Here is a 15,025-nt window from a genome sequence, read left to right as displayed (position 1 = left end):
TGCGGCGCACCTCGCTATCAGGCGTTGCGATTGGCCGCCGAGCTACGCAGCAGACTCACTGCGAAACCGCCGACCAGCAAGGCGCCGCCGACCAGCAGACCCCAGAGCAACCAGCGCTTCCAGTCGCGCGGCGTGGTGGCCGGCTGCAATGCTGCATCGCCAGCCAGCGGCTGTGCCTGCGCGGCGACGCTGGCCTGGGCCGGTTGCCACTGCGCACCGCGTTCGCGACGTAGCGCCTGCAGCATCGAGGCCAGCGGCGCTTCACCGCGTTGCACGCGCGCGCTGCCGGCAACCACTGCGTACGGCGGCTGGCCCTGCGCGAGAAACATCACCCGCTCCGGCTGGTAGCCCACACGCAGGGTCGGCACTGCGGTGCTGCGCCCCTGTGCGGCGAGCAGCCGCCACTGACGATCGCGCACCGGTGCGGACAGCACTTGCGGCGGCGAGGCGGCCGCAGCGCCATTCCCCAGGCGATAGGCCAACCACGGCCCGGCACGGCGCTGCCACGGCGCATCGTCGGCATCGCGGCTTTCCACGATCCATTCGACCGCTTCGGCCTGACCACCGCCGACATCGATCTGGGTGATCGGAAAGCGCCCCGGCAGGACGTAGACCACGGCTGCGTCCTGCGCAGTGCCCGGCAGTTCCAGCCATTCCGAGTGTGCAGGTGCTGCGACGCCGTCCAGCTCCGCATCGACCACCCGCAAGGCCGGCAACTCGCCCGACACCGGCACGATGCGCAGATAGCGTGCGCCGTCGTCCAACGCGATGCGGCGTTGTTGAAGACGCTGCGCCTGATTGTCCAGCGCCATCACGGTGGCGTCGGAGGCGAGCACGCGCCAGTCGCGCAGATCGTCGCTGCCTTCAACGCGCAGTTGAGCTTGCACCGGCATGTTGCCATCCCAGTCCAGCCACAGCGCCCGCACACGATCGCGCAATGCGCTGGCATCGATCAACCAACTGCCGCCGGCGCCCGCAGCTGCCGATGTGCCGGTGGCAAAACGGCCTTCCAGCCGGCGTACCGCACCACTGGCATCGCGCTCGGCAATCAGCTGCAGATCGCCGTTGGCAGGCGCCGCACCCGCCGGCAATGCGAACAATGGCAAACGCTGCCGGCGTGGCGCGACCGCTGGCGCTGCGTCCACGGCGAGTAATGCAGTTGGCATCTCTTCGCCGCGCGCATCGATCACGGTGACATCGCGCAGCACTGCGTCATCTGCGCTGCGATAGAGTGCATCGTTCAAGCTCAGCTGGTACATGCCGGCATCCGAGCCGGTCACCTGCAACGGCCATTGCTGACGATAGTCCTGGCGCACATCGGCCGCCTGCGCCATCAGCGGCACCAGCAGCAGCCATCCCCATTGCCTCGCTTTCATGCCTGATCCTTTTCGACGCCATCGTCTGCGACAGCAGGTTCTTCAGCGGCCGCCTGGCGCGGCGGCGCCGGTGCCAGATAGCCCACCACGGTGCACAACAGGCCATAGGCCATGAACGAGCCGATGCCGAGCAGATTGCCCAGATGCTGGCGATCGACCAGGACCAGCTTGGCCAATACCAGACCCATCAGCAACGCCCCACCCAGCCACAGCCCACGCTGGCCGCGACGCGAGCCGATCACCCAGCCCAGCACGCTCCACACGATGGTCAGGCTGGTCTGCGACAAGGTGGCGTTGATCAAGGACGCATCCCACGCCACGCCACCCCAGTGATGCACGCTGTGCAAGGTGCTGCCGGTGATCAACACCCAGCCCAGCACGCCCAGCGCCGTCACACGCCAGCGTTGCAACGCCAACGGCGCCCGCGTGGACCATGCCCAACGGGCAAGCAAGGCCAGCACGGCCAGTTGCGCCAGCTCGGCCGGGTTGAGCACGGGCAGCCACGGCAATGGGGCGGCGCTCACCGGATCCAGCAACACGATCAACCAGCCGATGCCCAGCACGGCGAACACACAGCTCAGCAAGGCATTGCGCGCAAGATCGAAGCTTGCCCCCTGCGGCCATGCCAGCCACGGCCAACGCAGCAGACCCACGGCCACCACCGCAAGCCAGGGCGCGGCGAGCAATGCGCAGCGCCAGCCGTTGGCAAGCAGGAATGCATCGGCCAACCAGGCTGCGCCCAACGACACCACCAACGGCCACAGCAACCACCAGATGAACTGCGCGGCCACAGCGCCTGCACCGTGTTGCATGCGCAAGCACCACAGCGCACGTGCACCGGCCAACGCAAACCCCAACCACGCCAACGCGCCCCAATGCGCGAACGGCTGGGTATGCGCATGGCTCTGCCACAGTGCCAGCGGCACGGCCAGCGCCAGCCCGGACATCACCGTCCACACCAACGCCGTTGCCGGGCGACGACGATGGACTTCGGCCGCCATCCACAGCGTAAGCGCCACAAAGCCCAGCAGCAGATCTGGTTCGCTGCGCAGATCGCCAGCAAAACTGAAGATCTCGTGCACACCGCAGAATGCCCACCAGCCCAGCCCCCACAGATACGTAACCAGTGCACGCCGTGGCTGCCCTGCATCGCGCAGGAACCAGGCACTGGCCCAGCCGGCAATGGCAAGCAGCAAGGTGCTCATGCAGGTGGCATTGGCAATTGCCACCGTGTCGTAACGCCACGCATCCACACCGAAGGCCACACCGACCGCCGCAAGCAACTGCAGCGCCACACCGCTGAACTGCGAGATGCGTCGCTGCTGCCGCAAGCCCAACCACAACAAGCCCACACCTTCGAGTGCGAACACGCTGGCGGTGGCACGTGCCGACAATGCCAACGGCACCGCCAGCGTTGCAAAGCCCACCGCCAGCATCGCGTGTGCTTCGCCCAGCAAGCGCGTGGAGGCACGGCGCAGCAGCCAGCTCGCCAGACCCGCGTACAGCACCGCCACGGCCAGCGCGCACAAGGCCAGCGGCAACCGATCGCCCTCCAGCAGACGCGCCTGCAACGCAAAGGCCACCAGCGGTGTGCCGAACAACAGGCTGCCGTCGATGACCTTGCCTGCACTGCCATCGCCGCGGCGCGCATGCAGCACCGGAATCGCCACATACATGGCGAAGAACAACAGCAGGAACGGCTCGGTACTGGCGAATTTTGCGGGGCTGTATTGCAGCGCGCCCCACAGCGTGCCGATGCCGAAGGTGAAGGCGAATCCGAGCAGGTTCAGCACCCGCCACGGACGCGTCCAGGCGATCGCCACGATGCCGGCGTTGAGCACGGCGTAATACGAGAACAGCGCAACATGATTGCCGGTACCGGTGGATAGCCAGATCGGCGCGAGGAAGCCGGCCAATACACCGAGTACCGCCAACGTGCGCGAGTCCTGAACCACCGCCAGCACGCACATGCCGGCAATCAGCACCACGCTGATACCCATCGCCAGGCCGGCGCCGAGCAATCCATACAACTTGAAAGCGGCGAACACGGTGAGCAGCAAGCCGCCGATGGCGCCACCCTGCAAGGCCAACGCAAAGCCCGGGCGCTGCAGCCGTTGCTTCCAGCCGAAGACTAGGCCGGCGAGCGCCAGCACACTGATACCGGCCAGCCGCAGCTCGACCGGCATACGCATCCAGCCTTGATCGCTGGCGTACTTCAACAACGACGCCACACCGGCCAACAACACCAGCATGCCAACCTTGACCGGCACATTGCCTTCGGTGAACCAGCGCTTCACTGCACTGGCTGCGCGCGCGATCGGGCCGGGTTCGGATGGGATGTATTGCGGTTGCTGCTGCGGCTGTGGCTCAGCCTGCGCAGACGCAGTGGACGAAGTCGGCGCATCGCCAGCGCTACGCGCTGCCGAAGACGCTGGAGCTTCTGCCGGCAATGATGGCGGCATCGTCACGACAGGCACCGGTGCAGCTTGCAGGTCTGCTGCGCGAGGCGAGTCGGGCTCGCCAAATGTAGACAAACCGACGTCGGATGCGTCTTGCTGCGGCTCCCACGCCCTGAAAGGCGTTGGCGTTGGCGAATGCACCGCCGCCGAATCCGCGGCCCCCGCCCCGCTGGCCTGCCACTGCGCAAGCCGCTGCTCCAGTGAATCCACGCGCCGCCGCAACCCGGCAATCCATACCAGTGCGATCACCAATCCCACCGGCAACGCAAGCAGAAACAACACTACCAACCCGATCATCGTTTCCAACGCAGCAACCCCTGAGTCGGCATCCGGCCGAATGCGCGAACCATACAGGCTCAGGACGCGTCTGGGCAGCCAAGCCGGGGGGAAAGCCCTGCGGCGCGATGACGTCAGCAGCTCCGGGACGCAATGGCTGCACGTACGCAAGCGCGTCCAAAAAAACGCCCGGAGAACCGGGCGTTTCAAACTTATTCGCGGTAGCCGCTGTCGTTCTTGTTATGGATGATCCAGATCAAGTTGCCGCCGGTATCCATCGACTTGCCAGCGAAGACCAGACGGCCCTGGCCCTTGTAGGCCATCTCGTACCGGTAACGGTCGCCGCCGAAGAAGAACGGAATGAACGCCTTGCCAGTCACGTACGAACCCTGGTCATTCGGCTGCCCGATCAGATCGGTCACCTGCTTCATCGGCATGCCGATCTGCAACTGGGTGAACTTGCTGCCCGGCGCCGGCTTGCCGGTGATCTCGCCTTCGTAATCGTTGACGCCCTTGACGGTCTCGCCATAGCCGGCCTCGACGTCGGACGACTTGATCACTTCACCATCGGCATTCATCCAGGCCGGCGTACCGGTCTGCTTTTTCGCCGCCCAACTGTTCAACGGAGCCGAAAACGCAATCACCACACCGAGCGCCAATGCACCCGCCAGAAATTTATTCATCGTTATGTTCTCTCGATCCATGGAGTTCCCCGATCCTTCGTACACGACACGGGAACGGCCGCCGTGCGCGCAAATTAGCGCACGTGAGCCTCTCAAAGTCCACATCTTGTACTGGCGACGAAGCGGTGGCGGCGCATGTCCACATCACATTCCAACAGACAAAAAACGAAAGGCCCCGGCATGCCGGGGCCTTCGACGCGTCGCCTAGGCGCGCGATTTACTTCGCCACAACCCGCACCATTTCCAGGCACTTGTTGGAATAGCCCCACTCGTTGTCGTACCAGGACACCAGCTTGACGAAGGTGGAATCCAGGGCGATGCCGGCGTCGGCGTCGAACACCGAGGTGCAGGTCTCGCCGCGGAAATCGGTGGCCACGACCTTGTCTTCGGTGTAACCCAGCACGCCCTTCAAGGCGCCTTCGCTCTGCGCCTTCACCTCGGCACAGATCTCGGCGTAGGTGGCCGGCTTTTCCAGTTCGACGGTGAGGTCGACCACCGAGACGTCAGAGGTCGGCACGCGGAAGCTCATGCCGGTGAGCTTCTTGTTGAGCTCGGGAATCACCACGCCGACAGCCTTGGCAGCGCCGGTGGAGGACGGAATGATGTTCTCCAGGATGCCGCGGCCGCCGCGCCAGTCCTTGTTCGATGGGCCGTCCACGGTCTTCTGCGTTGCAGTGGCCGCGTGCACGGTGGTCATCAGGCCGCGCTTGATGCCCCACTTGTCGTTGATCACCTTGGCCAACGGCGCCAGGCAGTTGGTGGTGCACGAAGCGTTGGAGACGATCGCCTCGCCCTTGTAGGTCTTGTCGTTGACGCCGAACACGAACATCGGCGTGTCGTCCTTGGACGGGGCCGACAGGATCACCTTCTTGGCGCCCGCGTCGATGTGCTTCTGCGCGGTTTCCTTGGTCAGGAACAGGCCGGTGGATTCGATCACCACCTCGGCACCGACGGCATCCCACTTGAGGTTGGCCGGGTCGCGTTCCTGGGTCAGACGGATCTTGTTGCCGTTGACGATCAGCGTGTTGCCGTCGACCGATACATCGGCCTTGAAGCGGCCATGCACCGAGTCGTATTGCAGCATGTAGGCCAGATAGTCCGGCTCGAGCAGGTCATTGATGGCCACGATCTCGATGTCATTGCCGAAGTTCTGCACCGCAGAGCGCAGCACGTTGCGGCCGATGCGACCGAATCCGTTGATGCCAACCTTGATTGCCATGTTCACTAGCTCCTGCGGCCGCGACAGCGCGGCGGATGGAAAGGGACGGCCATTCTAGCAGCGTCGCACTCGCACAGCCGTGCGCTTGAATGCCACGCAGTACAGCGTGCAAAGACGTTGTGGTCAGGTGCAGCCGCACCCATCGCAGTCATCCCCGAACCACTGCCGGTAGACGCAGTGCCGACCCTGGATATCTGCGCTCGCCGCATGCGCGATGCACGGCCCCACATGCAACGAGAGACCTACTGATCCAGCGCCTGCATGCACCGCGCTGGCAGCGGGCTCGGCACAACGAACAACTCTCTGCACAACAGGCAAAACCTGAAGAGGGCCATAAATCCTCATTAAATTATTTATTTTCAATAGCTTAGTAGTATCCAAACTACGCCATACAGCATACCCAAGACTATGCCGAACAGCTGAATTTCGGTGCTCCGTGGATTTCGATACTGGCCCTGCCTGCTGAGGCACCCATCACTCACAACGGAGATTCCCCATGCGTCGCACCCTTCTCTCTCTGGTTCTGGCTCTGGCCGCCACCCCGGCGCTGGCTGGCGGCGTGATGCATTACACCGAAAAGGCAACGCTGCCCGCCGATGGCGAAGCGCGCGAAGTGGCTGCACTGTTCGACACCTGGAACGCGGCGCTGGCCACCGGCAACCCGCACAAGGTGGCCGATCTGTACGCACCGGACGGTGTGCTGCTGCCGACCGTCTCCAACGAAGTGCGCGCCTCGCGGGCGCAGATCGAAAAGTACTTCGAGATGTTCCTGACCAAGAAGCCGCAGGGCGTCGTCAACTACCGCACCGTGCGCGTACTCGATGAAGACAGCGCGGTGGATGCCGGTGTTTATACCTTCACGCTGACCGACAAGGACGGCAAGAAGAGCAAGGTGCAGGCGCGCTACACCTTCGTGTACGAAAAGCGTGACGACAAGTGGCTGATCATCAACCACCACAGCTCGGCGATGCCGGAAGTGGATGCGCCCAAGGTCGCCAAGGTCAAGTAAGTGCTCGATCCCTGCAGCCATCCGCTCGCTGCCTGCTCCATCGCGCATGCAAGCGGCGGTGTTCCTCCCCCGCCGCCGCTTGCACAAGGCGCATCGCGTTGCACCTCGGACGCGATGCGCCGGTGCGATCACCGCCACGGCGCGCACCGCTGTTGTCAACGCCAGCTCCTGCTCACACCGCTGCATGACCCACAGCGTCATGGCGCCAACGGATTGATCAGGATCAAGGCAGCCCTCGGGCAAACCCTCAAGACTTACTCCATCTTCTGCACACAACGAGAATTTCTATGCGCATGCGCTCTACCCTTCTGCTCGCCGGCCTGGCCGCCAGCTTTGCCAGCGTCCCCGCATTGGCTCAATCCAAAGGCGACTGGACGGTTGCCGTCGGCGCCCACCAGGTCGCGCCCAAATCCGATAACGGCCGTCTGGTCGGCGGCACGCTCGAAGCAGACGTCGGCAAGGACATCAAGCCGACCTTCACTGCGGAATACTTCATTGCCGACAACCTGGGCATCGAAGTTCTGGCTGCGCTGCCGTTCAAGCACGACATCGCGCTCCGCGGCATGGGGCGTGTCGGCAGCACCAAGCATCTGCCGCCGGTGATTTCGCTGCAGTACCACTTCAACAGCCAGGGCAAGCTCTCGCCGTTCGTTGGCGCGGGTATCAATTACACCCGTTTCTTCAGCACCGACACCCGCGGCGCGCTGGCCGGCAGCGATCTGGAACTGGACGATTCCTGGGGCCTTGCCCTGCACGCAGGCGTGGACTACAAGCTCAGCGAGCGCGGCGCCCTGCGCGTGAACCTGCGTTGGATCGATATCGACACCGAAGCCAGCCTCGATGGCAACCGCATCGGCACGGTCAACATCGACCCGCTGGTCTATGGCGTGGCGTACGTGCACCGGTTCTGATCCACTGCGTGCGCGGTGCATCTCTGGCACACTGGGCGTCCAGGGACGTGCATCCACCGCCGGAGTTGCGGACAGGTTGGTCACGTCGACCGCCTGTCCGACCTACCGGGGATTCCATGAGCATGCTGATCCGTACCGCCCTCGCCATCGCACTGGCCGCTTCGGCCACACCCGCCCTTGCACAGTCGGCCGGCCACTGGACCACCGGCTACGGTGCCGGCTATGTCTCGCCCAAATCCGACAGCGGCACCTTCGGCGGCACGCGTGCCGAGATCAAGGGCGCACCGGCGCTGTCGTTCACCTACGAATACTTCATCCGCAACAATCTCGGCATCGAGGTGCATGCCGCCGTGTCGGGCAAGCACGATCTGGAGCTCGACGGTATCGGCAAGGTGGGGAGCTACTGGTCGGTGCCGCCGAGCGTGCTGTTGCAGTACCACATCAACGGCTACGGCACGGTGTCGCCGTTCGTGGGTGTGGGCATCAACTACACCACCTTTCTCGGTGAAGACGTCGATGATGCATTCGGCAATGGCGATCTGAGCTTCGACGATTCGGTGGGCGCCACCGCGCATGTCGGGGTGGACTTCATCTTCAACGAGCGCAGCGGCTTGCGCGTGGATGCGCGCTGGACCGGCTCGCAAAGCAACGTCGACTTCAACGGCGCGCGGCTGGGCAAGGCGAAGATCGATCCACTGACCTATGGCGTGTCCTACCTGGTGTACTTCTGATCGTATTGCCGACGCCACGCTGAGGCGTGGCCGTCCTGCGACAGGGACGGCCATCAAACCGTCCCAAAGCGATGCGTACAATTACGGGATGAAGACCTTCTCCCCTTATGTTGTCGTTCTTGCTGCCGCCGTTGCGGCACTCCAGCCCATCGCCGCATTCGCCTGGGGCCCGCAGGGTCACCGCTTGGTGGCGCGCGTTGCAGAAACCGAGCTGACACCGCAAGCGCGTGCGCAGGTGGCGCAATTGCTGGCAGGCGAGTCGAATCCGAGCCTGGCCGGGATCGCGACCTGGGCCGATGAACTGCGCGAACACGATCCGGATCTGGGCAAGCGCTCCGGGCCCTGGCATTACGTCAACCTGGGCGAATACGAGTGCGGCTACGTGCCGGCGCGCGACTGCCCGGATGGCAATTGCGTGATCGCCGCGCTCGAGCAGCAAACCGCGTTGCTTGCCGATCGCAGCCAGCCGTTGGACGTGCGGCGGCAGGCATTGAAGTTCGTGGTGCATTTTGTCGGCGACATCCATCAGCCCATGCATGCCGGCTACGCGCACGACAAGGGCGGCAACACGTTCCAGCTGCAGGTTGATGGCAAGGGCAGCAACCTGCATGCGCTATGGGACAGCGGCATGCTCAACGACAGCCACCTCGACGACGATGCGTATCTGCCACGTCTGCTGGCGTTGCCGGCTGCCGCTGCAATGTCTCCGGCGCTTCCGCCGCCCGCTGCTGAATGGGCGCAGGCCTCCTGCAAGATCGCGATCACGCCGGGCGTGTATCCGAGCGAGCATGTATTGCCGGACAACTACATCGCCACCTATCGTCCGATCGCCGAGACGCAATTGCGGCTTGCCGGCGACCGACTCGCCGCCGTGCTCAATGCGGCGCTGGCTACCCCCTGAGATGGAGACGCCGATGCAGCCCGAGGTCCTTGCGTTCTTCCACGCCGACAGCAACACCTTCACCTATGTGGTCGCCGATGCGGCAACCGGTGCAGCGGCGGTGATCGACCCGGCGCTGGACTATGCGGCCGACACCGGCGAGGTCAGCACGCACGCCGCGCAGGCCATCGTCGATGCCATCGCCGAACGCGGCTGGCAGGTGCAATGGCTGCTGGAAACCCACGCGCATGCCGATCACCTGTCTGCCGCGCAATGGCTCAAACAACACTGGCCACAGGCGCACATCGGCATCGGCGAAGGCATTCGGGATGTGCAACAGACACTCGCTCCGCGTTATGCCTTGCCAGAGGACTTCCGCGCCGATGGCTCGCAGTTCGATCACCTGTTCGCAGATGACGAACGCTTCCAGCTCGGCGGCATCCAGGCGCGCGTCATCGCGGTGCCCGGGCATACCAGCGACAGCATTGCGTATCTGATCGGCGATGCGCTGTTTCCCGGCGATTCGTTGTTCATGCCCGACGCGGGCACGGCGCGCTGCGATTTTCCCGGTGGCGATGCGTGGCAACTGTTCGCCTCGATCCAGCGCCTGTATGCGCTGCCGGAAGATACGCGTGTGTTCGTCTGCCACGACTACGGCCCGGGCGGTCGCGCTGTGGCGCATCAGACCAGCATTGGCGAACAGCGGCGCGGCAATCTCCATGTGCGCGATGGCGTCGAGATCGAGGCGTTCGTGGCGCAGCGGCAGGCGCGCGATGCCACCTTGCCCGAGCCCAAGCTGATCCGGCCGGCACTGCAGGCCAATCTCCAGGCTGGCCGATGCGGCGGCGTGGATCGGTAACGTTCCGGTGTGGTCGCCACGCGGCGCACGGGGTGCAGCCGCTATGATCGGTGTCTGACCCTGCTGGAGCTTACCCATGCGCACGATCGGTTTTTGGCAGCGCGCGTTCTGCGTGCTGATGCTCGCCCTGCCCGTCCTGGGCACTGCGCAGACTGCACCGGTGACGGTGTTTGCCGCAGCAAGCTTGAAGGAATCCATGGACGAGGCCGCGGCCGCTTACGAAAAGGCGACCGGCACGCCGGTACGCGTGTCGTATGCCGCCAGCTCCGCACTGGCACGCCAGATCGAGCAAGGCGCACCGGCAGACGTGTTCTTCTCGGCCGATCTGGAATGGATGGACTATCTGCAGCAGCGCGGCCTGGTGCTGCCGGCGCAGCGCCACAACCTGCTCGGCAACACGCTGGTGCTGATCGCCCCGGCCGCCAGCAAGATGCACGTGGACCCGCGCAAACCTGGCGCGATTGCCAAGGCGCTCGGCGACAGCGGCCGGTTGGCGGTTGGCCAGACCACCAGCGTGCCGGCCGGCAAATACGCCGCCGCATCGCTGCGCAAGCTTGGCCAGTGGGACGGAGTGAGCAACCGCCTGGCCGAGTCGGAGAGCGTGCGCGCCGCACTGATGCTGGTCTCGCGTGGCGAGGCGCCGCTGGGCATCGTGTACGGCTCTGACGCACGCGCCGACCCCAAGGTGCGCGTGGTCGCCACGTTTCCCGACGACAGCCACGATGCGATCGTGTATCCGGTCGCTGCGTTGAAGAACAGCAGCAACCCCGACACCGTCAAGTTCGTGCAATGGCTGAGCAGCAAACCGGCCAAGGCGATCTTCACCCGCCGCGGTTTTTCGTTGACCGATTGAGGCGCGCCGTTGTCGATGTTCACCCCGCAAGAGCTGACCGCGATTGGCTTGAGTCTCAAGGTCGCGATCGTTGCCGCCATCGCCAGCCTGCCGCCGGGTATTGCCTGCGGTTGGTTGCTGGCGCGGCGGCGCTTTCCGGGCAAGGCGCTGTTGGACGCGTTGCTGCACTTGCCCTTGGTGATGCCGCCGGTGGTGACCGGCTACGCGCTGCTGGTGGTGCTGGGCACACAGGGCCCGGTCGGCAGCTGGTTGCTGCAACACCTCGGCATCCAGTTCGCGTTCCGCTGGACCGGCGCAGCGCTGGCATGCGCGGTGATGGGATTTCCGTTGATGGTGCGCGCGATCCGCTTGTCCATCGAAGCCACCGATCGCCGTCTCGAAGCGGCCGCCGCCACGCTCGGCGCCGGTCCGTGGCGGGTGTTCTTCAGCATCACCTTGCCGCTGGCCTGGCCCGGCCTGGTCGCTGGCACGGTGCTGGCCTTCGCCAAGGCCTTGGGCGAGTTCGGCGCGACCATCACCTTCGTCTCCAACATCCCTGGCGAAACCCAGACCTTGTCGTCGGCCATCTACGGCTTGATGCAGGTGCCAGGCATGGAATCGGGCGTGTGGCGGTTGGCTGGCGTTGCGTTGGCGATTTCGCTGGCCGCGCTGCTGCTGTCCGAATGGCTGGTGCGCAGGCCGCATCCGCGTGAGGAAGACTGATGCTGGACATCGATCTGCAATTGCAGCGCGGCAACTTCCAACGCCACATCCGGATTCAGGACGCCGCCCGCGTGGTGGCCTTGGTCGGCCCGTCCGGTGCCGGCAAGACCACCGTGCTCAATGCGATCGCCGGGCTGGTGCAACCGCAGGCCGGGCATATCCGCATCGACGGGCGGTGTCTGTACGACGCCCGGCAAGGCGTGAACCTGCCTACGCACAAGCGCAGCATCGGCTACGTCTTTCAGGATGCGCGGCTGTTTCCGCATCTGGATGTGCGCCGCAACCTGCGTTACGGCCGGCATGCCCGTGGCACAGCACCATTCGGTTTCGATGATGTGGTGGCATTGCTGGGAATTGCGCCGTTACTGCAACGCCGGCCGCGCAATTTGTCCGGTGGCGAAGCGCAACGCGTGGCGATCGGCCGCGCCTTGTTGTCGCAACCGGCGATTCTATTGTTCGACGAGCCCTTGTCGGCGCTGGATCAGGCGCGTCGCGAAGAATTGATTCCCTACCTGCAACGCGTGCGTGACGAGATCCGTCTGCCGATGTTGTACGTCAGCCACAATCCCGACGAAGTGCAGCGCATTGCCGACAGCCTGCATGTGCTGGAGTAAGCGCAATCGGCAGGGTTGGTGCGTTGCGTCCACCCGCTGACGCAAGGCTTGCGTCAGCGGGCAACCTTGCCGGTGCGCACGCTGACCTTGCCCTGCCGCACTTCGAAGGTGAACGCGAACGACAACGTCACCGGCACCGGTTCTTCGCTAGTTGCGCCGGTGCAGTCGTCCAGCGCCGCCGGTTGCGCCACACCAGGCGCAAACGTGCACATCGCGGCCGGCACGAACTGCCATTGCTGCACCGTGGTGCGCACCGACTGCACCAGATCGGCGTTGCCCGGCAGCAGACCCGCCGCGCATTCGTCGCGATCGGACATCGGATCGACGCGCTGCACCGCGCCTTCGGCAGTCAGGATCACATGCGCGCAGACGGTGGTCGGCGGCAAGGTCTGCCGTGGCGAATCGGCCGGCAGCACCGGCGCCGCGCTGCGCAGCGCGCGCGGCATGCGGAAGCGCTGTGTCGGCGCCAGCGTATAAGGCTGGATCGAAGAATCGCCGCCGCCTCCCGACTGAGTGCTCAGCATGCGCTGGTCCACCGAATCTTCGCGCTGGCTGCGCTGCTGTTCCTGCACGCCTTGCGTTGCACATGCGCCAAGCGACAGCGCCAGGACTGCAGCGCCCATCGAAGTAAATCTCATCGCAGCGTCTCCTGCATCGCGCAGCCTGGCATAGCGCAACCGGCAAGGCGCTCGGAGGGTGGCGCATGCGATCGTGCAACGCTGGCGCTGGCATTGGCGGTCTTGGTCGTTTGCTCAGGCGCATCCAGTTCGAACTTCACCGGCACGCGCACGTTCGATGCAATGGCCTTGCCCTGTGCATACGCAGGTTTCAGTCGCCATTGGCGCGCTGCATCCAGCACCGCTTGATCGAAGACACCGGCTGGCGTGCTCCGCACGACGGCGATGTGCTGCGGTACACCGCCTGGGTCGACCTCCATCTGCAGTTCGACAAAACCCTCGATGCCGGCATCGAACGCAGGTGCAGGATATGTAGGCGGTCGCATCGTGGTGAAATCCGCATAGTTCGACTCACGCATGCGAGTGACACCCGCCGCATCGTTGTCTGCAGGCGCGGCGTAAGACGCTGCTGCGATACGCGCTGGCTGCAGGGCCCAAGCGGCGGCGCTGAGTGTTACCGCGAGCAACAGCACACCCCCACTGCTCCAGCGCGAACGCCTGGCATCTTTCAGTGGCTTGCGCAGCGCTGCAATGCGTTGCGTCAACGGATGCGATGCAGCCCAATGACAGGCGAGCGGTGTGCACCCAGCACCCAGCTGGGTCTTGAGCATTGCGCTGGCGTAGCTGCGGCGCTTGCATGGATGTTGTGCCAGCACGGCCGCATCGCAGGCCAGTTCCTGATCCAGCCGGAACGCGCGCCAGGCCAGATGCATCAGCGGGTTGAACCACCCGATGCAGAGCATCAGGGCCGCAAGCAGATTGGCATGCAGATCGCCGCGGCGCAGATGCAGCCGTTCGTGCGCCAGCACCAACGCACGTTCGGCAGCGCAATAGCGCGTAGTGAAATCCGACGGCACCACGATACGTGGGCGCCAGATTCCCAATGATGCCGGCAGCCCTGCGTCATGTGTTGCCGACCACACTGCATTGTCCAACGTGTGCAAAGGCCCAAGGCTGCGCACGAAACGATGCTGACGCCGCCACAGCATGGCTGCCATCAGCGCGGCACCAGTCAGCCATACCGCCAATGCCAGCGTCGTCCACGCAGTAGCACCGTCATGCGCGTTGGAGAGCGCCGGTATGGCAGCAAGCAGCGGCACCTTCAACATCGCAACATCCGATTGCGGGCTTGGCAGCACGGCGGCCAACAAGGCGAGCGGAACGCATGCCCAGATCGCGTACGCCGCTGTTGCACCAAGCCAGCTGCGCAATGGGCGCCGCAGGAGCAGACAGAGCGCTAGCGCGGCCGCGGTGTAAAGCGTTGCACGCAGCAGTAGCGGAACCAGTGCGTCAGGGCTCATCGTCCAACTCCTTGATCAGCTTTTTCAACTCCGCGATGTCGGACGCACTGAGCTTTCCGCGCTCGCTGAAATGCGCCACCAATGGCGCCACCCGCCCACCGAAGAGCCGTTGCAGCAATCCTTCGCTCTGTTGCTGTACCCACTGCTCGCGTTGCAGCAGCGGGGTATAGAGATATTTGCGCCCGTCCTTCTGTGCGGCAATGGCGCCCTTGTTGAGCAGGCGATTGAGCAGCGTTTTGATGGTCGGCTCGGCCCAATCGGTCTGTACCAGCGCTGCGACCACCTCTTCTGCCGTGCGGGGGGCAGCGTCCCAGAGCACTTGCATCACCACCGCTTCCGCATCGCTGATCGACATCCGATTACATCCGTAATTTTTACTGATTACATGCGTAAACCAAACGGTTGTCAAGCCTGTTCCTCCTCGGGCTTCGAGCAGCGATTGCAGCGACCAACCGCAACGCCAACTGCCCAAGCA

General features: G+C 64.5%; 15 protein-coding genes. 8 read left to right on the top strand and 7 right to left on the bottom strand.

The window, feature by feature from the left end; genetic code table 11:
• Positions 1-17: 17 nt before the first annotated feature.
• The 4 genes from ABS769_RS00450 to gap form a co-directional block, all read right to left on the bottom strand.
• A complete protein-coding gene (locus ABS769_RS00450; RefSeq protein ID WP_317059806.1) occupies positions 18-1,376 on the bottom strand; it encodes a DUF3999 domain-containing protein in 1,359 nt (452 codons plus the stop codon).
• Entirely contained in the window at positions 1,373-4,132 is a 2,760-nt protein-coding gene (locus ABS769_RS00445) for a DUF2339 domain-containing protein (protein WP_434801676.1), read from the bottom strand. The genes ABS769_RS00450 and ABS769_RS00445 overlap by 4 nt, the downstream gene beginning before the upstream one ends.
• 191 nt (positions 4,133-4,323) lie before the next feature.
• Entirely contained in the window at positions 4,324-4,794 is a 471-nt protein-coding gene (locus tag ABS769_RS00440) for a hypothetical protein (RefSeq protein WP_317059804.1), read from the bottom strand.
• A 217-nt stretch (positions 4,795-5,011) separates the two neighbouring features.
• Positions 5,012-6,013 (bottom strand): type I glyceraldehyde-3-phosphate dehydrogenase, encoded by a 1,002-nt coding sequence (gap, locus tag ABS769_RS00435; RefSeq protein ID WP_006451409.1) that lies wholly within the window; start codon positions 6,011-6,013, stop codon positions 5,012-5,014.
• Between the two features lie 496 nt (positions 6,014-6,509).
• Between gap and ABS769_RS00430 the strand changes: the two genes are divergently transcribed.
• From ABS769_RS00430 to modC, 8 genes are all read left to right on the top strand, one after another.
• Positions 6,510-7,022, top strand: coding sequence for an SgcJ/EcaC family oxidoreductase (locus tag ABS769_RS00430; protein WP_104591828.1), 513 nt, complete (start codon positions 6,510-6,512; stop codon positions 7,020-7,022).
• A 287-nt stretch (positions 7,023-7,309) separates the two neighbouring features.
• Complete coding sequence (locus ABS769_RS00425; protein WP_317059803.1) at positions 7,310-7,933, top strand: OmpW/AlkL family protein; 624 nt, start codon at positions 7,310-7,312, stop codon at positions 7,931-7,933.
• Between the two features lie 116 nt (positions 7,934-8,049).
• A complete protein-coding gene (locus ABS769_RS00420; RefSeq protein WP_023902611.1) occupies positions 8,050-8,664 on the top strand; it encodes an OmpW/AlkL family protein in 615 nt (204 codons plus the stop codon).
• Positions 8,636-9,565 (top strand): S1/P1 nuclease, encoded by a 930-nt coding sequence (locus tag ABS769_RS00415; RefSeq protein WP_430544107.1) that lies wholly within the window; start codon positions 8,636-8,638, stop codon positions 9,563-9,565. The genes ABS769_RS00420 and ABS769_RS00415 overlap by 29 nt, the downstream gene beginning before the upstream one ends.
• Before the next feature lie 13 nt (positions 9,566-9,578).
• On the top strand, positions 9,579-10,403 hold the full coding sequence (locus ABS769_RS00410) for an MBL fold metallo-hydrolase (RefSeq protein ID WP_317059801.1): 825 nt from the start codon (positions 9,579-9,581) through the stop codon (positions 10,401-10,403).
• 76 nt (positions 10,404-10,479) lie between these two features.
• Positions 10,480-11,256: a molybdate ABC transporter substrate-binding protein gene (modA, locus tag ABS769_RS00405; protein ID WP_317059800.1), complete on the top strand. Its 777-nt coding sequence runs from the start codon at positions 10,480-10,482 to the stop codon at positions 11,254-11,256.
• A gap of 15 nt (positions 11,257-11,271) precedes the next feature.
• Positions 11,272-11,958, top strand: coding sequence for a molybdate ABC transporter permease subunit (modB, locus tag ABS769_RS00400; RefSeq protein ID WP_317059799.1), 687 nt, complete (start codon positions 11,272-11,274; stop codon positions 11,956-11,958).
• Positions 11,958-12,572, top strand: coding sequence for a molybdenum ABC transporter ATP-binding protein (gene modC, locus ABS769_RS00395; protein WP_317059798.1), 615 nt, complete (start codon positions 11,958-11,960; stop codon positions 12,570-12,572). Before modB ends, modC begins: the two co-directional genes overlap by 1 nt.
• A 53-nt stretch (positions 12,573-12,625) precedes the next feature.
• Here the strand turns inward: modC and ABS769_RS00390 are convergent, their stop codons facing one another.
• From ABS769_RS00390 to ABS769_RS00380, 3 genes are read right to left on the bottom strand one after another with little or no spacing between them, the layout of a single operon-like run.
• Positions 12,626-13,210, bottom strand: a complete 585-nt coding sequence (locus tag ABS769_RS00390) for a hypothetical protein (RefSeq protein ID WP_317059797.1) — start codon at positions 13,208-13,210, stop codon at positions 12,626-12,628.
• On the bottom strand, positions 13,207-14,550 hold the full coding sequence (locus ABS769_RS00385) for a TonB family protein (RefSeq protein WP_317059796.1): 1,344 nt from the start codon (positions 14,548-14,550) through the stop codon (positions 13,207-13,209). Before ABS769_RS00385 ends, ABS769_RS00390 begins: the two co-directional genes overlap by 4 nt.
• Entirely contained in the window at positions 14,540-14,905 is a 366-nt protein-coding gene (locus ABS769_RS00380; RefSeq protein WP_317059795.1) for a BlaI/MecI/CopY family transcriptional regulator, read from the bottom strand. Before ABS769_RS00380 ends, ABS769_RS00385 begins: the two co-directional genes overlap by 11 nt.
• Positions 14,906-15,025: the final 120 nt, after the last annotated feature.

It is taken from the genome of Xanthomonas hortorum (assembly GCF_040279205.1).
GTDB classification, from domain to species: domain Bacteria; phylum Pseudomonadota; class Gammaproteobacteria; order Xanthomonadales; family Xanthomonadaceae; genus Xanthomonas; species Xanthomonas hortorum_F.
The sequence above is the reverse complement of the archived record's forward strand: the minus strand, read 5'-3'. Positions and strand labels throughout refer to the sequence as shown.